Annotated in this window: 21 protein-coding genes; 12 read left to right on the plus strand and 9 right to left on the minus strand. The window is 45.7% G+C overall.

What is annotated here, in order from left to right:
- Positions 1-11 precede the first annotated feature (11 nt).
- Positions 12-1,109, minus strand: coding sequence for a VanZ family protein (locus tag ICN41_RS06420; protein WP_216292089.1), 1,098 nt, complete (start codon positions 1,107-1,109; stop codon positions 12-14).
- Between the two features lie 37 nt (positions 1,110-1,146).
- On the opposite strand from ICN41_RS06420, the gene ICN41_RS06425 reads away from it, so the two are divergent.
- Positions 1,147-1,947 carry a biotin--[acetyl-CoA-carboxylase] ligase gene (locus tag ICN41_RS06425; protein ID WP_216292091.1) on the plus strand — a complete coding sequence of 267 codons (801 nt, stop codon included), beginning with the start codon at positions 1,147-1,149 and terminating at the stop codon, positions 1,945-1,947.
- Positions 1,944-2,756: a type III pantothenate kinase gene (locus ICN41_RS06430; RefSeq protein ID WP_216292093.1), complete on the plus strand. Its 813-nt coding sequence runs from the start codon at positions 1,944-1,946 to the stop codon at positions 2,754-2,756. Before ICN41_RS06425 ends, ICN41_RS06430 begins: the two co-directional genes overlap by 4 nt.
- Here ICN41_RS06430 and rfaE2 read toward each other — a convergent pair.
- Entirely contained in the window at positions 2,753-3,241 is a 489-nt protein-coding gene (gene rfaE2 / locus ICN41_RS06435) for a D-glycero-beta-D-manno-heptose 1-phosphate adenylyltransferase (RefSeq protein WP_216292095.1), read from the minus strand. The genes ICN41_RS06430 and rfaE2 overlap by 4 nt on opposite strands.
- Positions 3,242-3,335: 94 nt before the next feature.
- Between rfaE2 and ICN41_RS06440 the strand changes: the two genes are divergently transcribed.
- The 5 genes from ICN41_RS06440 to ICN41_RS06460 are packed head-to-tail and all read left to right on the plus strand — an operon-like array spanning position 3,336 to position 8,135.
- Positions 3,336-3,905 carry a glutathione peroxidase gene (locus tag ICN41_RS06440; RefSeq protein WP_216292097.1) on the plus strand — a complete coding sequence of 190 codons (570 nt, stop codon included), beginning with the start codon at positions 3,336-3,338 and terminating at the stop codon, positions 3,903-3,905.
- Entirely contained in the window at positions 3,902-5,290 is a 1,389-nt protein-coding gene (locus ICN41_RS06445) for an FAD-dependent oxidoreductase (RefSeq protein ID WP_216292099.1), read from the plus strand. The genes ICN41_RS06440 and ICN41_RS06445 overlap by 4 nt, the downstream gene beginning before the upstream one ends.
- Positions 5,291-6,076, plus strand: a complete 786-nt coding sequence (locus tag ICN41_RS06450; RefSeq protein WP_216292101.1) for a DUF1365 domain-containing protein — start codon at positions 5,291-5,293, stop codon at positions 6,074-6,076. It begins immediately after the preceding gene.
- Positions 6,073-7,362, plus strand: a complete 1,290-nt coding sequence (locus ICN41_RS06455; RefSeq protein ID WP_216292103.1) for a cyclopropane-fatty-acyl-phospholipid synthase family protein — start codon at positions 6,073-6,075, stop codon at positions 7,360-7,362. The genes ICN41_RS06450 and ICN41_RS06455 overlap by 4 nt, the downstream gene beginning before the upstream one ends.
- Positions 7,359-8,135 (plus strand): SDR family oxidoreductase, encoded by a 777-nt coding sequence (locus ICN41_RS06460; RefSeq protein WP_216292105.1) that lies wholly within the window; start codon positions 7,359-7,361, stop codon positions 8,133-8,135. The genes ICN41_RS06455 and ICN41_RS06460 overlap by 4 nt, the downstream gene beginning before the upstream one ends.
- Before the next feature lie 19 nt (positions 8,136-8,154).
- Here the strand turns inward: ICN41_RS06460 and ICN41_RS06465 are convergent, their stop codons facing one another.
- Genes ICN41_RS06465 through argS form a run of 3 tightly spaced genes read right to left on the minus strand, consistent with a single transcriptional unit; the run spans position 8,155 to position 11,170 of the window.
- Positions 8,155-8,799 (minus strand): thiol:disulfide interchange protein DsbA/DsbL, encoded by a 645-nt coding sequence (locus tag ICN41_RS06465; RefSeq protein ID WP_216292107.1) that lies wholly within the window; start codon positions 8,797-8,799, stop codon positions 8,155-8,157.
- Positions 8,796-9,404 (minus strand): SPOR domain-containing protein, encoded by a 609-nt coding sequence (locus tag ICN41_RS06470; protein WP_216292109.1) that lies wholly within the window; start codon positions 9,402-9,404, stop codon positions 8,796-8,798. Before ICN41_RS06470 ends, ICN41_RS06465 begins: the two co-directional genes overlap by 4 nt.
- A 38-nt stretch (positions 9,405-9,442) precedes the next feature.
- On the minus strand, positions 9,443-11,170 hold the full coding sequence (gene argS, locus ICN41_RS06475; protein ID WP_216292111.1) for an arginine--tRNA ligase: 1,728 nt from the start codon (positions 11,168-11,170) through the stop codon (positions 9,443-9,445).
- Positions 11,171-11,205: 35 nt separating this feature from the next.
- On the opposite strand from argS, the gene ICN41_RS06480 reads away from it, so the two are divergent.
- Positions 11,206-11,511 (plus strand): DUF1840 domain-containing protein, encoded by a 306-nt coding sequence (locus tag ICN41_RS06480; RefSeq protein WP_216292113.1) that lies wholly within the window; start codon positions 11,206-11,208, stop codon positions 11,509-11,511.
- Here the strand turns inward: ICN41_RS06480 and metH are convergent.
- Together metH and ICN41_RS06490 are read right to left on the minus strand one after the other, a co-directional pair.
- On the minus strand, positions 11,508-14,261 hold the full coding sequence (gene metH, locus ICN41_RS06485) for a methionine synthase (protein WP_216292115.1): 2,754 nt from the start codon (positions 14,259-14,261) through the stop codon (positions 11,508-11,510). The genes ICN41_RS06480 and metH overlap by 4 nt on opposite strands.
- Positions 14,258-15,322, minus strand: a complete 1,065-nt coding sequence (locus ICN41_RS06490; protein ID WP_216292117.1) for a homocysteine S-methyltransferase family protein — start codon at positions 15,320-15,322, stop codon at positions 14,258-14,260. The genes metH and ICN41_RS06490 overlap by 4 nt, the downstream gene beginning before the upstream one ends.
- Positions 15,323-15,397: 75 nt before the next feature.
- On the opposite strand from ICN41_RS06490, the gene ICN41_RS06495 reads away from it, so the two are divergent.
- The gene (locus ICN41_RS06495; protein WP_216292120.1) at positions 15,398-15,844 is read left to right on the plus strand and encodes a PhaM family polyhydroxyalkanoate granule multifunctional regulatory protein; all 447 of its coding nucleotides are present in this window, start codon (positions 15,398-15,400) and stop codon (positions 15,842-15,844) included.
- Here the strand turns inward: ICN41_RS06495 and ICN41_RS06500 are convergent.
- Together ICN41_RS06500 and ICN41_RS06505 are read right to left on the minus strand one after the other, a co-directional pair.
- On the minus strand, positions 15,756-16,838 hold the full coding sequence (locus ICN41_RS06500; protein ID WP_216292122.1) for an MBL fold metallo-hydrolase: 1,083 nt from the start codon (positions 16,836-16,838) through the stop codon (positions 15,756-15,758). The two genes, ICN41_RS06495 and ICN41_RS06500, sit on opposite strands and share 89 nt — an antisense overlap.
- 17 nt (positions 16,839-16,855) lie before the next feature.
- On the minus strand, positions 16,856-17,839 hold the full coding sequence (locus ICN41_RS06505; protein WP_216292124.1) for an MDR family oxidoreductase: 984 nt from the start codon (positions 17,837-17,839) through the stop codon (positions 16,856-16,858).
- Positions 17,840-17,926: 87 nt separating this feature from the next.
- Here ICN41_RS06505 and ICN41_RS06510 point away from each other — a divergent pair, with 87 nt between their 5' ends.
- Genes ICN41_RS06510 through ICN41_RS06520 form a run of 3 tightly spaced genes read left to right on the plus strand, consistent with a single transcriptional unit; the run spans position 17,927 to position 19,414 of the window.
- Positions 17,927-18,214, plus strand: a complete 288-nt coding sequence (locus ICN41_RS06510) for a hypothetical protein (RefSeq protein ID WP_216292126.1) — start codon at positions 17,927-17,929, stop codon at positions 18,212-18,214.
- A 7-nt stretch (positions 18,215-18,221) separates the two neighbouring features.
- The gene (locus tag ICN41_RS06515; RefSeq protein WP_216292128.1) at positions 18,222-18,722 is read left to right on the plus strand and encodes a flavin reductase family protein; all 501 of its coding nucleotides are present in this window, start codon (positions 18,222-18,224) and stop codon (positions 18,720-18,722) included.
- Between the two features lie 29 nt (positions 18,723-18,751).
- Positions 18,752-19,414 carry a glutathione S-transferase family protein gene (locus ICN41_RS06520; protein ID WP_216292130.1) on the plus strand — a complete coding sequence of 221 codons (663 nt, stop codon included), beginning with the start codon at positions 18,752-18,754 and terminating at the stop codon, positions 19,412-19,414.
- The last annotated feature ends 8 nt before the right edge of the window (positions 19,415-19,422 follow it).

The following is a 19,422-nucleotide window of genomic DNA, read 5'->3' on the forward strand; positions in this document are numbered from 1 at the left end:
AAAAATTATATTCATCCGTTTTTAGTTTTAAATTCAAATGCGCTGCGTATCATCCAAATCAAAGCTAATGGCAACCATACTACTGAAACCCACTGCATCAACTCATTAAAGTGCAATAAGCGCCCTTGATACCAATGTCGCAAAGTAAGAATGAAGTATGGATTATCAGGCAAGACATTGATTGCGATCGTCGCACAAATTAAGCAAAACAAAGCCAAAAAAAACTTTGTTCTCTGAGTAAGGCGTAATGCCCATCTCAATATGAGACTGGCTATCGCCATGCCCCAGATAGCACCAGCGGTTAGCCAGAGAAAGCCAAAATCGAGCCCAAATTGGAGTGCTGTAAATACCGTTTTAATAATCACGGTAAAGCAAAGTAAGCCATTGAGAATGCGCCATTGAGGCGCCTTAGCCCTCATACCAAGTGAAAGCAATAGCGCAACACCCAGCCAGCAAAGTGCTGTCAATACAGTTTCTTGCGCTACATGGTTAATGACCAAAGTGCCCCAATCTACTGAGCCAAAGATGGCATGCCCCCAAACTCCCGTACCAAGCCAAAAACTTTGTGGATAAATTTGCGACCAGGGGAATAACAAAAATAAAGCACATGCAGCCCAATTCAAACCAAACCACTGGTCAAAGCGACGCCGGATAGCGCTCCCAGAAAGCCATTGCGGACCCAAAGGAATTGCCAAAAGACCGCCTAATAAACCACCAAAGGCATTGGCCCACCAGTCCATTTGACTCGGAATTCTGGTGGGTAACCACGATTGCAATGTTTCCACACTAAAAGCCAAAAGCCCACTGAGAGCTAGCGCAATTCCTAAGGCCACAAAATTACGCCACCGCGGATAAGCAGCAAACACAATCAGAAATCCAAAGGGGATATAAGCCAGAATATTGACCAAGACATCAAAAGGGGTAATAAATCGAGGGGTAGGAGCATCCAACCATGCGCTAGGGAAAATCCCATTATGGAAGTCGAAATCAAAAGGATTAAGGCTGACATAGACAATCAGCAAGGCATAGCTGATACCCATAGCTCTGGCCAAAGGCATGGCCTGTAGAGGCCAAACCAATTTGCGAGGGCGCTGTTCTTCATGATGCATTCCACAATTCTAGGTCAGACCTTTCTACAATGATGAAATGACTGCCAATTGCATCCTCGAACGCGTTGCCGAAACCAAGTCGACCAATGATGATCTACTAGCTCGCTGGCGGGCTGGTGAGCTGCTTGATCCCGTGGCCCGAATTACCCATCACCAAACAGCTGGAAAGGGGCGTGCTGGGCGTACCTGGCTCTCCAAGCCAGAGGATTCAATGAGTTTTTCTCTAGCCTTCCCATTTCATCGCAGTCCAGCAGAATTAAGCGGCCTCAGCCTTCTAGTAGGCCTAGCCGTCATTTCTGGAATTGCCCATGCATGTCAATTGGATGAGGCAAGCCTCTATTCGCTTGGCTTACGTCTCAAATGGCCCAATGACTTACTCCTCAATAACGCCAAAGTAGGCGGCATCCTGATCGAAGGGGGTCAGGCCAAAATAGGCGACCCCACATGGATGGTTATTGGTATTGGACTCAATCTACACAATGCCCAATTATTTGAAAACGAGTTGGGTGACCAAGCCAAGCAAAAAGTGGGTTCACTTGATCAACTCATTTCTTCAGCTTCATCACTGCCTGATACAGAATTTATTTGGCTCAAGCTGATTGAGTCATTAGAGCGCGTCCTAAGTGACTTTGATCAACACGGATTTGCAAGCTATCAAAGCCAATGGGAAAGATGGGATGCCTATCGCGATCAAACTGTTAGAGTTTCTAGTGCGCATCAAGATCCTATAGACGGCATTGCGGATGGTATTGATAGCAGTGGCGCACTACTTATAAAACAACAACATCAAACACTTACTATTCACGCGGGTGATGTTTCTTTGAGAGCACAGTCATGAGTCTGTATCTACTTTTTGATGTGGGTAACACTCGCTTAAAGTGGGCAGCAGTGGAGTCTTCAAAGCATCCTTCTGATCGTCAAAAAAAGTTGTGGGCTTACTCTGGGTCTATTAGTAGTAATGCATTGCAATCGCCAGAAGCAAAAGCGGAATTGGCTGACTACATTGCTAAAACCTTACCCAAGCCTGATGCGATTGCATTTTGCTGTGTAGCAGGCCCAGAAGCCATCGCCAATCTGCAATCTCTTTTTCCACAGTGGAGTGAAATTGAATGGAGACAACTCAGTGGCGAGAGTTCGTATGTCGGCATGCGCACCTTATATCAAGAGCCCGCCAAGCTGGGCGCAGATCGTTGGGCAGCCGTCATTGGTGCGCGCGCTTTATCAAAGACCAACACACTCATCATCAATGCGGGTACCGCTACTACGATAGATCTTCTGGGCTCTAATGGCGTGCACTATGGCGGATGGATTCTTCCAGGCCTGAGCCTGATGCAAACAAGCTTGCAAAGTCAAACCGCTCAATTGCCATTAGCTGAACGTCATGAGGGTTCGTTTGGTTTTGGTGTTAACACAAATGATGCAATTATTAGTGGATGTGATGCTGCGCAAATTGGCGCTATCGTACAAGCAATTCAGCTCTCTAAAAAGTTGAACTGCCCTGTTGAAAAAATTTGGCTTGATGGTGGCAATGCCAAAGTCTTAGCGCAAATCATTGCTCAATCTCAAACTGAGCTTGCTCTGGGTGCTGAAGTAACTGAGGGGCTGGTGCTACGAGGAACCTGGGCCTGGCTACTAGATTCTTTTTAAGAACGAATTTTGCCTAGCAGAGTAGTGGTAGAGCGTTCATATAAAAATGGAATTGCAATAGCTTTCCCGCCCCAGCTTTTCACTACCCGAGTCTCTTCCAGAGTATCAATTTCATAATCTCCACCCTTTACATAAATATCAGGTCGAATTCGTTCAATTAATTTGACTGGGGTTTGCTCAGTAAATAGGATGGCCATATCGACGCTCTCTAAGGCTGCCAATAAAGCTTGGCGATCCGCTTCAGAATTAATGGGCCTGTCGTCCCCTTTGCCCAGCATTTTTACTGACGCATCAGAGTTCACGCCCACGACAAGACTTGCGCCTAAAGTGCGTGCTTGCGCCAAATAGCTCGCATGACCACGATGCAGAATATCGAACACCCCATTTGTAAATACGAGGGGGCGCGGCAAATTAGCTAAGCGTGCCTCTAGCTGCTCAGGAGGGCAAACCTTAGACTCAAAAGTAGGGGGCAACAAAGTCGTCATGTCACAATATTAATGGCATTGCCTAAGCGCCTGTGATATTAACCAGAATGTCTTAGACTTGGCACTGGTAAATCCCTACTAAATAAGGCGCAAGATGAACCGTTTGGTGTTTTCATGGCTTTTGAGCCTCTTTGCTTTTGTGATGAGTGCACAAGCTGTAAACGCAGCTCCTAGTTGCAGCCCCTTGCTATCCCACACTTTCCCGCGTTTACAAGATGAAGCGCCTCAAAATCTATGCCAATACCAAGGAAAGGTGATTTTAGCTGTCAATACAGCGAGCTACTGTGGATTTACAAGCCAATATGATGGTCTTGAGAAGCTGTATGCCAAATACAAAGATCAAGGACTAGTGGTTTTGGGCTTCCCATCAAATGACTTTGGGCAACAAGAGCCGGGCAGTAATAAGGAAATCGCAGACTTTTGTAAAAATACTTATGACGTCAAGTTCCCCATGTTTGCCAAGACTGTTGTTTCTGGTGGAAATGCAAATCCACTCTTTAAGATGTTGATCGCTAAAACAGGCACAAGTCCAAAGTGGAACTTTTACAAATACCTTATTGATCGCAACGGCAACGTAGTGGAATCCTATGGCAGCATGACAAAACCAAATAGCAGCAGCATTACTAAAGAGATTGAAAAGCTTCTGAAGGAGAAGGCGCAGTGAGCAAAAAAAGAATTGCCATCATTGGCGCCGGTATATCAGGCTTAGGTTGCGCCTATGCCCTGAGACAACATCCAGATTTAGAAATCACCTTATTTGAAGGTGGGGACCATATTGGCGGCCACAGCAATACAGTGAACTTCAGTCAACGTATCGGCAACCAAGAGATCACCCATGGGGTGGATACTGGTTTTTTAGTTTTCAACCGCAAAACCTATCCTCGCTTAGTAAGACTATTCGAAGAAATTCAAGCTCCCATTGCACTTTCTGAAATGTCATTTTCAGTTTCAATCGATGCCTCAGGAAAATCGAATAGGCCAAATACGATTGAATGGGCAGGCAACGACCTCAACTCTTTTTTTGGACAAAGATCTAATTTGCTTTCACTCTCTTTTTGGAGAATGGCCTATGACATCTTGCGCTTTAATCGCTTAGCCACTCAGCTAGCCAAAAAACAAATTGATGCTGGCCATAAATACGCAGAGCCTGATGAAACGATTGCCGATTTTTTAAAACGTCATCGCTTTAGTCAAAGTTTTAAAGAAAATTATTTTTTGCCGATGATCGGCGCCATCTGGTCTTGCTCTGTAGATCAAATGCTAGAGTTCCCAATTCAAACGATGGTACGCTTTTGCCATAATCACGGCCTGCTTCAAATCCAAAATCGCCCGCAATGGCTCACCGTTTCAGGGGGTTCTCGTGAATACGTCAAACGCATTGTTTCTATACTAGAAAAACATCGCGTTACTATTTCACGCGAAGCTGTCATTCGAGTAAATGCAAGCCAAGATGGGACAGAACAAGCAGAAGTGATTACGCAAACTGGTTCAGTTTGGTTTGACGAAGTTGTTATGGCCTGTCATAGCGATCAATCCCTAGATTTAGTTCATGGCATTTCACAAGACGCTCGTAATATTCTTGCCGCTATCCCCTATCAAAAGAACCGTGCAATTTTGCATACTGATACTCGTTTCTTGCCTTCGGCTAAGCGTTGTTGGGCTGCATGGAATTACACCGCCAAATCGGGTGCTATGCCGTCATCTCAGCAACATGTGAGTGTGAACTATTTAATTAACCGCCTTCAACCACTGCCAGTAGAATTTAAAGACTTGCCAATAATTGTGAGCTTAAATCCCCTCACTGACCCTGATCCCAAATTAATTCATCAAGAAATTCATTACGCACATCCTGTATTTGATATGAGTGCAATTCAGGCGCAAAAAGAATTGCCCCTAATTCAAGGGAATTCTTCTATTTGGTATTGCGGTGCATGGACAGGATTTGGCTTTCATGAGGATGGCTTACGCTCAGGAGAATTAGTGGCCGAAGCTTTGCTGGAGAGCATGCGTTCTCCAGTTAAAAATAGCCCCAAGCTAGATGCGCAATAAATGAATCAGCCAAAGATTAACTTTGGAGCTGTAAAGCACAGTCGTCTACGACCAGCGAAAAATGCCTTCGGTTACGGCGTCTTTACGGTGGCAATTCCGATGCGCTCTAGAAAAGCGAATCCAGGACTACTCAGTAAGTTAGGTCTTAAGGACAACCGCTTTGGCCTCATCTCTTTTTTTGATAAGGATCATGGTCAAGGCGAAGTTGATAGTCTGGCCTGGGTTGAAAACCTCTTGGCAGAAAACCAAGTGCCGCACCTTGATGGTGAAATTTGGCTACAAACCTTTCCAAGGGTTCTAGGCTATGTATTTAATCCTGTGAGCTTTTGGATTTGTACTCGCACCAATGGTCAAGTACAAGCGGTATTAGCAGAGGTCAACAATACTTTTGGTGAACGTCATTGCTACCTACTTTACAAAGACTCTGGCGAGGTTTTACGCTCGGGAGAGACCCACGTAAGTAAGAAAGTATTTCATGTCTCGCCCTTTTGCGAGGTTAAAGGGGAATACCACTTTCGCTTCCTTTTCCCCCAAGAAAGTGTATCTGGGCGTCACTCTGTATACCGCATTGAACTTCACGAAGATGGGCAACCATTAATTAATACCAGCATTAGCGGGCAAAGCAGGCCTCTGAGTCAGTCCACCGTCTATCTAGCCTGTTTACGTTACCCCCTAATGAGCTTAGGTGTGATTTTCCGAATTCACTGGCAGGCATTGAAATTATGGATAAAAGGTGTACCCTTTCACTCAAAACCTAAACCACCAGAATTTGAAGTCAGCAGATGAATCGCCCAGGACAATCATTACTCTCCCGCCTTAATTTTTCCCGGCCACTCCAGCGGGCGACCCCGCAATATCGTTTTAGCACTGAAGCCCTGCTAAAGCTGCTGACTCAGCTCCGCAGCGGGCATCTCAAAGTGACTCTGCCAAATGGCGAACGAAAAGAATTTGGTCATTCTGCTGATGGCTTGCATGCTGAAATTCACATTTTAGATTGGTCTGTATTTAAACAAGTGATGTCTCATGGGGATATCGGCTTTGCAGAAGGCTATATCCGTGGCCAATGGAATACACCAGACCTCAAATCACTTTTAGAAATAGCAATACGCAATAGAACTATTTTAGAAAAAGCTATCTATGGTAATCGGTACGCCTCGATTTATTATCGTCTAAAGCATTGGCTTCGAGATAACAGTAAATCTGGTAGTCGTAAAAATATTCATGCGCACTACGATCTTGGTAATGCCTTTTACACCTTGTGGCTCGACCCCACCATGAGTTATTCGAGTGCCTGGTTTTCTGAGGGTGATAAACAGTCTCTTGCTGATGCACAACGCGCAAAAATAAATCGCATTCTTGCTGCGATTGACAGTAAAGCAGGTGACCATATCTTGGAAATTGGCTGTGGCTGGGGTGGCGTGATGGAAGAGGCACAACGCAAGCAGATTGCCATTACAGGTCTTACCCTATCTACTGAACAGAAAGCATTTGCAGATACACGGCTCCAGTCCATGCAAGCAAATCATTCTGACGCACCAGCATTTGAAGTACGCCTGCAAGACTACCGCGACTGCCAAGAACAGTACGACGGCATTGTCTCGGTTGAAATGTTTGAAGCTGTTGGTGAAAAGCATTGGCCAGAATATTTTCAAACCATTGCTCAGCGTCTGAAAGCTGGGCGCAAAGCTTGCATTCAAACGATTGTGATTGCAGAAGAACTGTTTGAGCGCTATCGCACAAACACTGACTTTATCCAGCAATACGTCTTTCCAGGAGGCATGCTTCCTTCGCGCACCAGCTTTAGAGATAGCGCAGCTCAGGCAGGATTAAAAGTAGAAACTGAATTTGCGTTCGGTAGCGACTATGCCAAAACTCTCTGTATTTGGCGGGATAATTTCAACGAAAGACTTCAAGAAGTACGTCAATTAGGATTTGATGAAGCCTTTATTCGGCTATGGAATTTCTATCTGATGTACTGTTCAGCAGGCTTCTCTGAGCGCAACATTGATGTGGTGCAATTTACCCTAAGCCATGCGAATTCATCACCCTCTCCAGATTCATTGCGCGTATGAAACAGTTAGGCATAAAAAACTTTTCAGGAAAACGCATTTGGATTATTGGCGCATCGAGCGGCATTGGTGCAGCTTGTGCCAAGGCCTTTATTGAAAAAGGTGCAAAGGTAGCGCTTTCTAGTCGCCGAGTTGAACCACTTCAGCAATTAGCAGCAACTGCTGCAGCTAACCAATCCTTAGTTATTCCAGTCGATGTCACTAAAGACAATCAGATCAACGATGCCTATCAGCAGATTTTGCAAGCCTGGGGTGGAATTGATTTATTGCTTTTTGTCTCAGGTATTTACACACCCTTACGTGCAAGTAATTTTGACTTCAAAACTGCTGAGCAAACTATTGATGCCAACCTATTAGGGCCCATGAGGGCGGTTGCTACTGTCCTACCTGAAATGCTTAAAGCGCACTCTGGACATATTGCCATTGTGGGTAGTGTTGCCGGCTATAGCGGCTTACCAAAGGCCTTGGCATATGGGCCCAGCAAGGCGGCCATTATTAATTTCTGCGAAACACTTTACTATGACCTACTGCCCGAAGGTATTAGCGTTCATATGATTTCTCCAGGCTTTGTTGCAACTGAAGCCACGGCGCAAAATGATTTTGAAATGCCTGCCTTGATCACGGCCGATCAAGCTGCAAGCGAGATATTGTCGGGCATCGAACAGGGTGAATTTGATATTCATTTCCCTAAACGGTTTTCAGGATTCTTAAAGTTTCTCCGAATCCTGCCGTATCCACTCTATTTTTGGATAGTTCGTCGCTTCGTCAAGATTTAAATGGGTTTGAAAAACCGATTTACTTGTACTTATCTTTACGAATTTTTTCTTCAAGGAAATCCATCACCGCAATCGCCTTGGCTTTAGTGCCAGCGATGGAAGGTGATGTGACATACTTACCCTGCATCACGATAGTAGGCACACCATCAATTCGATAAGCTTCAGCGAGCTGTCTAGAGGCGCGTGCTTTTGAGATCACAGCAAATGAACGATAGGTAGCCAAAAAAGTATTGCGGTCGATGCCTTGAGTTGCTACCCAATCAGCCATCTCTGTCTCTGTTAATAGGCGCTTATTTTCTTTGTGCATGGCATACATCACTTTTTCATTCAAAGCATCTCCTTTGCCAAGAGATTCCAGCGTATAAAAAAGTTGGCTATGCGGCATAAAGTCATCCCGAAAGGCAACCGGTACCCTTTTAAATACAACATCCTTAGGCTGACGCTTTACCCAGCTACTTAACTCTGGCTCAAAGTCATAGCAATGGGGGCACCCATACCAAAAGAACTCAATCACCTCAACTTTGCCTTTGGTCTCTACAGGCTGTGGGATGGGCAGAATTCGATAGTCAAAACCTTCTTCAATCTTTTGGCTTTGCGCTATTGCAACCCCACTCAAACAAATGAAGGCAAGAAAGGTAAAGAGTCGTTTGCTAAATGAAATCATGATTTGCTTGTTTTAATAAGGGTTGGTTTGATGCCCATGCCGTTTAACTTATCACGCACAGGATTGCTTTCCTCAGAACTACTATAGGGCCCAACGCGAACGCGCCACAAAGTATTGCCTTCACTAGTCACTTCACTCAACTGAGCCTGAATACCCTGAATTGCTAAAGTCGCCTTCTGTGCATCTGCATCAGCGCGCTTCGCAAAAGCACCTACTTGCAAGTAATACTGTGCATCCGTTTTTGCTGACGAAGATCCAGAGCTTTCAGAAGACTTCTTGCTATTGAGCAAATCACTGATAGGGTCGCTAGCACTGGCCGCAGGAGACTTACCTTGTAAGGGCTTGTTTAAATCCACAGGCTCTGCTGGAGCTGCAGTTTCACCCCCAGCCGGAGGCGGAGCAGGCTTAATAATATTGAGCGGCAAATTAGGTGCGCGCACTCCCGGTCTTTCTTGGGGAGTATTTTTTGAGAGGTAAAAAGCAATTGCAAAGGCAATGCCTAGCCCTGCACCCAGACCTAAAATAAAGCCCAAGATAGTACCGCCATATTGACCATTGCTACTACTGTGATGGATGAAGCCAGTTTGTTGATTCGGTTTTTTCATTATTTCCTCATCTTACAGTTTCACTTCATGTGTCTTCATTACATCTTGGCTGGTGCAGACACGCCTAATACTTTTAAACCATTTTGCAGTACTTGGCGAGTGGCAGATAAAAGCGCTAATCGAGCCAATTTCAAATTCTGATCATCAACCAAGACTCGGTCGGCGTTATAGAAGGTGTGAAAATCACCCGCCAAGTCTCGCAGATAAAAAGCAAGGGCATGTGGTGCTAGGTCTGCAGCAGCGTCACTGAGTACTTCCGGATACTCCGCAAGGCGTCTTAATAAATGGTCAGAAGCCTTACTCTGTAATAGTGATAAGTCAGCCCTAGCTAAATCGGTTGCCTTGCCATCCCATTGCTGCAAGATTGAGCTAATACGTGCATGGGCGTACTGAACATAGAACACTGGGTTCTCATCATTTTGCTGAAGCGCTAAATCAATATCAAATACGAACTCAGTATCCGCCTTACGCGAGATCAAAAAGAATCGCACAGCATCACGACCCCGCTGTAAGGCCAGATCTCTTTCTTGTGGGGTCATTTCCGGAGTAACGCCACCTGACCACTCGACCAAGTCACGCACAGTGACATAAGAGCCTGCGCGCTTTGAAATTTTGACTTCTTCACCATGACGCATCACCGTAACCATCTTATGCAAAACATAATCAGGATAAGTCTTTGGAATATTCCAACTGCGTTTTTGCGCTACACCCTGTAAGCCTGAGCGTACTCGGGCGATGGTGCCGTGGTGATCACTACCCTGAACGTTAATGACTTTTTCAAATCCACGCTTCCATTTACTTGCGTGATAGGCCACATCAGGAACAAAGTAAGTGAAGCTGCCATCAGACTTGCGCATCACACGATCTTTGTCATCACCATCAGAAGTGGTCTTTAACCATAAGGCACCTTCACCTTCGTAGGTTTTTCCGATACTCTGCAAATCTTCCACAATTTGAGCAACGCTACCGTCGGTATATAAGGATGACTCAAGGTAGTAGCAATCAAATTGCACGCCAAAAGTTTTTAAATCAATATCCTGTTCATTACGCAAATAAGCCACTGCAAATTGACGAATTGCTTCAAGATCATCTTTGAATTCTGGTGAAGCTTTAAAGGCAGCGGCAATCTCCGCAATATATTCACCGTTATAAGCTTGTTCTGGCCATGCCCCATCACCAGGCTTGAGCCCATTTAAACGAGCTTGCACTGATAAAGCAAGATTGGCTATCTGTACTCCGGCATCGTTGTAATAAAACTCCCGATGCACCTTAATGCCTTGGGTTGCCAATAAATTAGCTAAGGCATCTCCTAAAGCAGCCTGTCTACCATGACCAACATGCAAAGGCCCCGTTGGGTTTGCAGAAACAAATTCAATCATGGCGCTTGCAACTGGGCCACTACCCTGAGCCATCTCACCAAATCGAGGGCCGGAGGACAGGATTTCATTCACTACAAGGGTTTTGGCGGTATTGCTCAGACGAAAATTAATAAAGCCCGGGCCAGCAATTTCACATGAGGAAATCAATTGGTCAAAGCCGTCCTGTTTCTGAAGGCGGTCTACCAAAGTCTGTGCCAACTCCCTAGGATTGAGCTTCCAGGCCTTAGCAAGCTGAAGGGCAACATTACATGCCACATCCCCATGGTCTGCAGCCTTAGGGCGCTCTAAGCGTACCGGGGGAACCCCTTCTAAGCCTCGCTCTTGAGCTAAGCCCTGCAAAGCAGCGCCGAGCATCTCAATTAGTCGATTTTTATTGGTCAACAACATAGAACAGTGAGTTTATCAGGTGGTAAGCTATCGAAATGATCTATCAATTTCGCTCCAAAGCAGGACCGGACGTCATCATGCTAGCTGATCTCAGCCAGCGAATTTTTGATATTTTGGGTCGCCCATTGGAACCCAGAGGCATTTTGACAGTTGAACAACTTCCTAGCCTTATTACCACCCTAGAAACAGCAATCCTTAAAGACTTAGAGGAACGCTCAGAAGCGGAAGATGCAGGTGAAAAACCAAAGTTAGCAGATCGCCTTGGTCAACGCGCCTACCCCTTTTTGGAACTCCTGAAGCAAGGTAAGGCGAAGGGTGAGCCAGTAATGTGGGGCGTTTAGTCTAGAGAACTAGATAACTGGCGACGGACATCATCAACTGATTCACCGCGTCGCAATGCTAAGTCTTCAACCTGATCAGCAGACAATTTGCCTACATTAAAGTAGCGCGCATCAGGATGTGCCAAATAAAATCCACTGACACTAGAAGCTGGGTTCATGGCCATGGACTCTGTCAAAGTCATTCCAATATCCTCTGAGCCCAAGACACGTAATAAATCTTTTTTCACTTCATGTGCAGGGCAAGCAGGATATCCCGGTGCCGGGCGAATACCTCGATACTCTTCATTGATCATTTGATCATTGGTCAAAATCTCATCGGTAGCATAGCCCCATAAGTCGGTCCGCACACGATGATGCATGAGCTCTGCAAATGCCTCAGCTAAGCGATCAGCTAAGGCCTTCAACATGATTGCGCTGTAATCATCATGCTTTGCCTGAAACTCTGCCACTTTTTTCTCAACGCCATGACCAGTAGTTACGGCAAAGCAACCTAAGTAATCTAGGACATTGGTATCTTTTGGCGCAACATAATCCGCCAAACAACGATTGGGCCTACGCACGCCATCCACCACTGGGCGCTCTGCCTGCTGACGCAAGTTATGCCAAACAAACAATGGATGCTCGCGCGCCTCATCGCTATACAAAACAATATCGTCGCCAACCGCATTGGCTGGATAAAAAGCCACAACGGCATCTGCTTGTAACCATTGGCCTTTAATTAATTTATCGAGCAAGACTTTGGCATCTTCAAATACCTTACGCGCCTCAACACCCACCACTTCGTCATCCAGAATGGCAGGAAATTTTCCTGCTAAATCCCAGGTCTGGAAGAATGGGGTCCAATCAATGTACTTAGCAATATCACTCAGAGCAAAGTTCTTAAATACCCGACGACCAATGAATTTAGGCTTTTCAGGAACATAAGCCGCCCAATCAATCAGCTCACGATTTTTACGTGCTGCCTCTAATGAAATCGTTGGTGCAGCTTTCTTGTTGGCATGTTGTTCACGAATCCGGACATAGTCGTCACGCAAGTCCTGAATAAATTTCTTAGCGCTTTCGTCAGAAAGCAAACTGGAGGCCACTGAAACCGAGCGTGATGCATCTGGAACATAAACGACAGGACCGTCATAGTGTGGAGCAATTTTTACCGCAGTATGAACGCGCGAGGTAGTAGCGCCGCCAATCATTAATGGTATTTGACGTTCGCGGAAATAATCATCACGTTGCATCTCTTGCGCAACGTAAGTCATCTCTTCCAAGGAAGGCGTGATCAAGCCCGAAAGCCCGACAATATCTGCCTTCTCTTCCTTAGCGCGCTTCAAAATTTCTGCACAAGGAACCATCACTCCCATATTCGCAACTTCAAAGTTATTACATTGCAAGACCACCGTCACAATATTCTTACCAATATCGTGAACGTCACCTTTAACGGTTGCCATCACAATCTTGCCTTTGGCTTTGGCCTCTCCGCCCCCGGCAATATGCAGACGCTTTTCTTCCTCGATATAAGGAATCAAGATGGCGACGGCTTGCTTCATGACTCGAGCGCTCTTGACTACTTGTGGCAAGAACATCTTGCCCTCACCAAATAAATCGCCAACGACATTCATGCCATCCATGAGTGGGCCTTCAATAACCTCAATCGGACGGCCACCAGCACCCATAATTTGCGCGCGGAGTTCTTCAGTGTCTTCTTCGATGAAGGTAGTAATGCCATGAACTAGCGCATGCGTTAAGCGCTCGCGAACCAGCTCTTCACGCCAAGCTAAGTTTTCCACTTGTTTAGCTCCGCCACCCTTAAATTGGTCAGCAATATCTAACAAGCGCTCCGTTGGTGTTTTTCCGTCCTTCTCTTTAAAGCGGTTGAGAACAACATCCTCGACACGCTCACGTAACTCTGGATCTAAATCAGCATATACGCCCAATTGGCCAGCATTCACAATACCCATATCCATGCCAGCTTTGATGGCGTGATAGAGAAACACAGTGTGAATAGCTTCACGAACACGATCATTGCCGCGGAAAGAGAAGCTCACATTAGAAACGCCACCACTCACTTTGGCGCCCGGAAGATTTTCTTTAATCCAGCGGGTGGCATTAATAAAATCTACTGCGTAGTTATCGTGCTCTTCAATACCAGTGGCAATTGCAAAGATATTGGGATCAAAAATAATGTCTTCGGCAGGAAAGCCAATTTCATTTACCAAAATGTCGTAGCAACGCTCACAGATTTCTGTTTTACGCTTAAAAGTATCGGCCTGACCGACTTCATCAAACGCCATTACTACAGAGGCAGCACCATAGCGACGAATTAAACGCGCCTGATTTCTGAAAGGCTCTTCACCTTCCTTCAAAGAAATCGAATTCACAATTGGCTTACCCTGAATACACTTTAGTCCCGCTTCAATCACGCTCCACTTAGAGGAGTCGATCATGATCGGTACCCGCGCAATATCAGGCTCTGACGCAATCAGATTTAAGAAGCGAGTCATCGCCGCTTCAGAATCCAACATTGCCTCATCCATATTGATGTCAATTACCTGAGCACCATTTTCAACTTGTTGTCGCGCAACTGCGAGCGCTTCATCAAATTGATTATTCAGAATCATGCGTGAGAATGCTTTTGAGCCAGTGACGTTAGTACGTTCACCAATATTGACAAAGCCTACCGCTGGAGTGACATTAAAAGACTCCAGCCCTGAGAGCTTCATCGCCGGTATAGGCTGTTGATTCTCTTTTTTGCTCATACTGCCGCTTCTGCATTCTCGCGATAAAAAGCGCGAGGTTTACGCTTGGATACAGCGTTTGCAATCGCCCGAATATGGTCGGGCGTAGTGCCGCAGCAACCGCCAACCAAATTAACCAAACCATCTTTAGCAAATCCATCTACTAGGCTTGAAGTAATCTCCGGAGTTTCATCAAAGCCTGTATCACTCATCGGGTTAGGCAGGCCAGCATTGGGATAACAAGAAACTGCTGCATCACAAATACGAGCAAGCTCCGCAATATAGGGGCGCATTAATGCAGCACCTAAAGCACAATTTAATCCAAAGGTCAGCGGCTTAATATGACGTAAGCTATTCCAAAAAGCTTCAACCGTTTGACCCGATAGAATGCGGCCAGATGCGTCAGTTACCGTACCAGAAATCATCACCGGTAAACGCTCGCCCGTCTCTTCAAAAAATTCATCTAAAGCAAATAAAGCGGCTTTTGCATTGAGCGTATCGAAGATGGTTTCTACTAAAAATAAATCTACGCCACCTGCGAATAAGCCTTCGATCTGCTCACGATAAGAAGCGCGTAGCGCATCAAATGTCACATTGCGCGCCCCAGGATCATTCACATCGGGTGAGATGCTAGCCGTTTTAGGTGTTGGTCCAATAGCGCCAGCAGCAAATCGTGGCTTCTCAGGGGTGCTGTACTTTTCACAGGCAGCTTTGGCTAGTCTGGCAGATACTTCATTCATTTCACGAGCCAAGCCAGGCATTTTGTAGTCCTCTTGAGCAACTGAAGTCGCACCAAAAGTATTTGTTTCAATAATGTCTGCGCCCGCATCTAAATATTGCTCATGAATCTTGCTAATAATTTCTGGCTGGGTCAGCACCAATAATTCGTTGTTGCCCTTGAGATCGCCTGGGTGATCCACAAAACGGGTATTGCCTGGTAATCCGCGGTAATCATCTTCAGATAACTTGTACTGCTGAATCATGGTTCCCATTGCACCATCTAAAATCAGGATGCGCTGCTTCAGTAGCTCAGGAAGTACCTGACCACGGGTATAGGGCTGGGATAAACCATTAAATTGCATTGCTTAACCGGGAATATTCTCTAGAATCCCTTATTCTATTGGAAAAGCCACTTTTTATTTAACCTGGAGCCTTCTATGTTCGGAACTATTCCTGAATTTAATCAAAGCCTTGATATGTTCAAAACCATGTGGGGCCAGAGTGCAACGGCTCAAGCAGGGCAATTTCCCTTCACTACAGACGCCTCTAAGGCCGCAGGAGGCTTTGCATCAGCATTTCCGGGTCTGGATGTGGAAGAGCTAGAAAAACGCATTAAAGATCTAAAGAGCGTTGAAAACTGGCTCAATCTCAATCTCAACATCCTCAAATCCACTATTCAAGGCCTTGAAGTTCAGCATGCCACCATGATGGCCTTGAAGTCTTTTGGGGATGCAGTGTCAGCTGCAGGGGCTGCAGCAAGTAGCGGTACTGAAAAGTCAGAAACTAAAGCGAGTGCTAAACCACGGAAAACCGCAACACGCCGTCGTCGCAAAGCTGGCGATGCAACTTACCTCGACGAAGTAGGTAATTCAGATGAGCAATAGCCTCACCCATTGCAAAAGTGAGTTGATGAATATCTAATTCACGCTTAAATAAAACCGGCACAATCTCTCGAGCAGTTGCCGGTTTTTTACATGCGCCAAGTGTTTCTGCCAAGCGTTCATCGTGATGTGTTTTTAGTTGACCAATCCGCGGCTTCATTCCTGTAAATGGTTTTCCATGGGATGGCAAGACTAAGGTGTCATCGGGTAAGAGTAAATAGCGCTCAATTGACTCAAGGTAAAGACCCAATGGATCGGCATCTGGATCTGCGTCATACACACTGACATTGGTAGAGATGCGGGGCAACAGCATGTCTCCTGAGATTAATACTCCAAGATCTTTGCAAAAGAGTGATGCATGTTCAGGCGCATGTCCATAGCCCATCATTACTTGCCACTCGTGACCACCAATCAAAATATTTTCACCATTCAGAATGCGACGATATTGTCTTGGCACTCCAGGAACCATATTGCTGTAATAGTTTGAGCGACCCCGAATTTTTTCTAAATCCTCTGGAGTGGTCAAACCGTGCTTCTGAAAGTGATCAGCGGAGCCTCCACCACCAGCCCTTGCACCTACGGCAGCGCCACCCTCTTTATGGCTTAACCATTGGGCAGTTAAATAGTCCGTCATGGAAATCCATAAGGGAACATCCCACTTTTCACATAACCATTGCGAGAGGCCAACATGATCTGGATGCATATGTGTCACGATGACTCGCAACACCGGCAAACCCTCTAGCTGAGTTGCAAAAATCGTTTCCCATGAAGTCTTCGTCTCATCATTGGCGATGCCGCAATCAACAATGGTCCAGCCCGCTTTGCCATCAATTTCATCGCGCAACAACCACAAATTAATGTGGTCTAGAGCAAATGGTAACTTCATTCTCAGCCAACGCACGCCAGGCGCTACCTCAATGCTAGCCCCCAACTCTGGCAGCTGATCGCCTAATGGGTAATTGAGGGCACTTTCGGAACTTAGTGGGGGTTTGTTCATGGATCTCTACTAAAATATTATTGGTTTACATTGACGACGACGCGTCCGCGCAGATTGCCGGCCATTAATTTCTCTGCATAGCTCACTGCATCTGCCAAATTAATTTCATGCGAAATCTCATCCAGTGTTTTTAAATCTACTAACTTGCTGAGCTGCTCGTAAGCTGCAATTCTTTTTGCACGTGGCACGGTAACGCTATTAATGCCATACAAGGTTACGCCGCGCAAAATAAATGGAGCGACTGTAGACGGAAAGTCCATACCCTGCGCAAGTCCACAGGCAGCGACTGCGCCATCACTCTTCGTTTGGGCACAAGCATTGGCCAATGTGTGACTTCCCACACTATCGACCACTGCGGCCCACCGCTCTTTAGCCAAAGGCTTGCCTGGGGCAGATAAAGCAGCACGATCCATTACTTCAGCAGCGCCAAGCTGCTTTAAATAACTTGCTTCAGACAATCGCCCGGTACTGGCAACTACGGTAAACCCAAGCTTACTTAGAAGTGCAATTGCAAAGCTACCTACACCGCCCGCGGCTCCGGTAACCAAAACCTCGCCATCGCTAGGCTTAAGGCCATGTGATTGCAAAGCCATCACGCAGAGCATGGCGGTATAGCCAGCAGTACCAATTGCCAAGGCTTGTTTAGCGGTAAAGCCTTTCGGTAATGGAATGAGCCAATCGGCTTTCACTCGTGCCATTTGGCTTAAACCGCCCCAATGAGTCTCACCAACACCCCAACCATTGAGCAAGACCATATCTCCCGCCTTAAAGTCGGGGCTACTGCTTTCTACTACCTCTCCAGCAAAGTCAATACCAGGGACCATCGGAAAGCTACGAACTACTGGACCTTTGCCAGTAATAGCCAAGCCATCCTTGTAATTGAGGGTGGAGTACAGCACTTTCACCTTCACCTCACCCTCGGGCAAGTTAGCTTCATCTACCTGGGTCAGCTCAGCACGATAGCCCTGATCATCTTTATTTACCAAAATAGCCTTAAACATATATCTTCCTTTTAGAGCAGCGCATTTCCCCGCAACAAATTCGTAATAGGTTTATCCTAACGAGCATTGATGATTATGGAGGTTTCCATGAAAAAAATTCTACTATTAACTGCGATATCTGGTTTCCTGCTGGCTGGCTGCTCATCCACCAAGATCAATATGTCTATGGGTAATATGCGCCTGATTCATTCTAGCGCCCAAGCTCAAGAAGTGATGGACTTTGCCACCAATACCTGCAGGAATGATTTCTACCAAGGCGCGAGCTTTCTCTCAAAAGCAGGTAGGGAGTACCGCTTTAAATGCGTCAAAGCCGAAGAGAATGAAGTCTTAATTCCCATCCCTGGAACAACAATTCCTCCAGTAGCCAAGTCATAAGTCATTAATGGCCCCTTTTACTTCCCAGGAGTTACGTAAAGGCTTTGCTTCATTTGCGACAGGGGTCACTGTGATTACTTGCCTAGATGAAGATCGCAATCATCATGGCATCACTATCAGCTCTTTTAATACAGTCTCCTTAGAGCCCCCACTCATTCTTTGGAGCTTAAAGCAGTATTCCCGTCTAATGCCCTGGGTGGAAGTTGGGAAAAAACATTTGATTCACGTACTTGAACGTAATCAAGAAGATTTGGCAATGCATTTTGCGACAGTCAAACAAGATCAATTTGTGAATGTAGGACATCAAGTCGCGGATAGCGGACTTTGCCAAATTGATGATTGCGTCGCATATTACGAATGTGAAACGATTTCTGTTCACACAGGCGGAGATCACAACATCATTGTTGCTAAAGTGATCAACTTAAAAAATCATCCAGAAAAAGAGCCTCTCATTTTTGCGCGTAGTAAGTTTGTTGGGCTCGATTTCGCTGAACTCAAAACCAGTTAATTCAAGTAAATCAATCGGAAGGAATGGCCATGATGCGCTTATGGGGTCGCAAAAGTTCGATCAATGTACAAAAAGTATTGTGGTGTCTTGCTGAGCTAGGACTCAAAGAGGGCCAGGACTATGAGCGAATTGATGCAGGCCTGCAGTTCGGTATCAATCGTAGCCCTGAGTTTCTTAAGCTCAATCCAAACGGCCTCGTACCTACTTTAGAAGATGGTGACTTAGCGCTTTGGGAATCCAATACCATCATGCGCTACCTTGTTCGTCAGTACGATAAGCAGGGCCGGTTTCCAAAAGATATTGCCAGTCAATATGGATCTGAGAAATGGCTTGATTGGCAGGTAGGCACTCTATGGCCAACACTGCGTACGCCATTTTTAGGCTTAACTCGCGTACCTGAAAACGAACGCAATTACGATGCCATCAAAAAAGGTTATCAAGATGCCAATAACTTGCTGGAACTCCTAGATACCACTTTAGCAAATCAAGATTATTGCTCTGGCAAGCAATTCCATATTGGTGATATTGCGCTTGGACTTTGCGTTGGACGTTGGATTTTGCTAAACGATACTTTTCCAGAAAAAACGGGTGGACGCCCGAATCTCAAGCATGTTGATGCCTGGTTAAAACGATTATCAGCAGAAACTGTATTTGATGACATTGCTGAAAAACAGCTCAATATCATCAAATAAAAAACGGC

This window comes from Polynucleobacter sp. 15G-AUS-farblos, assembly GCF_018882445.1.
Classification (GTDB): Bacteria; Pseudomonadota; Gammaproteobacteria; order Burkholderiales; family Burkholderiaceae; genus Polynucleobacter.

Bases quoted from the DNA above. Each gene is read 5' to 3' on its own strand.
- ICN41_RS06465 (WP_216292107.1), bottom strand. From the start codon at position 8,799: ATGATTTCATTTAGCAAACGACTCTTTACCTTTCTTGCCTTCATTTGT.
- ICN41_RS06505 (WP_216292124.1), bottom strand. From the start codon at position 17,839: ATGTTTAAGGCTATTTTGGTAAATAAAGATGATCAGGGCTATCGTGCT.
- ICN41_RS06430 (WP_216292093.1), top strand. From the start codon at position 1,944: ATGAGTCTGTATCTACTTTTTGATGTGGGTAACACTCGCTTAAAGTGG.
- argS (WP_216292111.1), bottom strand. From the start codon at position 11,170: ATGTTGTTGACCAATAAAAATCGACTAATTGAGATGCTCGGCGCTGCT.
- ICN41_RS06425 (WP_216292091.1), top strand. From the start codon at position 1,147: ATGACTGCCAATTGCATCCTCGAACGCGTTGCCGAAACCAAGTCGACC.
- ICN41_RS06455 (WP_216292103.1), top strand. From the start codon at position 6,073: ATGAATCGCCCAGGACAATCATTACTCTCCCGCCTTAATTTTTCCCGG.
- ICN41_RS06450 (WP_216292101.1), top strand. From the start codon at position 5,291: ATGAATCAGCCAAAGATTAACTTTGGAGCTGTAAAGCACAGTCGTCTA.
- ICN41_RS06460 (WP_216292105.1), top strand. From the start codon at position 7,359: ATGAAACAGTTAGGCATAAAAAACTTTTCAGGAAAACGCATTTGGATT.
- ICN41_RS06470 (WP_216292109.1), bottom strand. From the start codon at position 9,404: ATGAAAAAACCGAATCAACAAACTGGCTTCATCCATCACAGTAGTAGC.
- metH (WP_216292115.1), bottom strand. From the start codon at position 14,261: ATGAGCAAAAAAGAGAATCAACAGCCTATACCGGCGATGAAGCTCTCA.
- ICN41_RS06480 (WP_216292113.1), top strand. From the start codon at position 11,206: ATGATCTATCAATTTCGCTCCAAAGCAGGACCGGACGTCATCATGCTA.
- rfaE2 (WP_216292095.1), bottom strand. From the start codon at position 3,241: ATGACGACTTTGTTGCCCCCTACTTTTGAGTCTAAGGTTTGCCCTCCT.
- ICN41_RS06490 (WP_216292117.1), bottom strand. From the start codon at position 15,322: ATGCAATTTAATGGTTTATCCCAGCCCTATACCCGTGGTCAGGTACTT.
- ICN41_RS06440 (WP_216292097.1), top strand. From the start codon at position 3,336: ATGAACCGTTTGGTGTTTTCATGGCTTTTGAGCCTCTTTGCTTTTGTG.
- ICN41_RS06515 (WP_216292128.1), top strand. From the start codon at position 18,222: ATGGCCCCTTTTACTTCCCAGGAGTTACGTAAAGGCTTTGCTTCATTT.
- ICN41_RS06510 (WP_216292126.1), top strand. From the start codon at position 17,927: ATGAAAAAAATTCTACTATTAACTGCGATATCTGGTTTCCTGCTGGCT.
- ICN41_RS06520 (WP_216292130.1), top strand. From the start codon at position 18,752: ATGATGCGCTTATGGGGTCGCAAAAGTTCGATCAATGTACAAAAAGTA.
- ICN41_RS06420 (WP_216292089.1), bottom strand. From the start codon at position 1,109: ATGCATCATGAAGAACAGCGCCCTCGCAAATTGGTTTGGCCTCTACAG.
- ICN41_RS06500 (WP_216292122.1), bottom strand. From the start codon at position 16,838: ATGAACAAACCCCCACTAAGTTCCGAAAGTGCCCTCAATTACCCATTA.
- ICN41_RS06495 (WP_216292120.1), top strand. From the start codon at position 15,398: ATGTTCGGAACTATTCCTGAATTTAATCAAAGCCTTGATATGTTCAAA.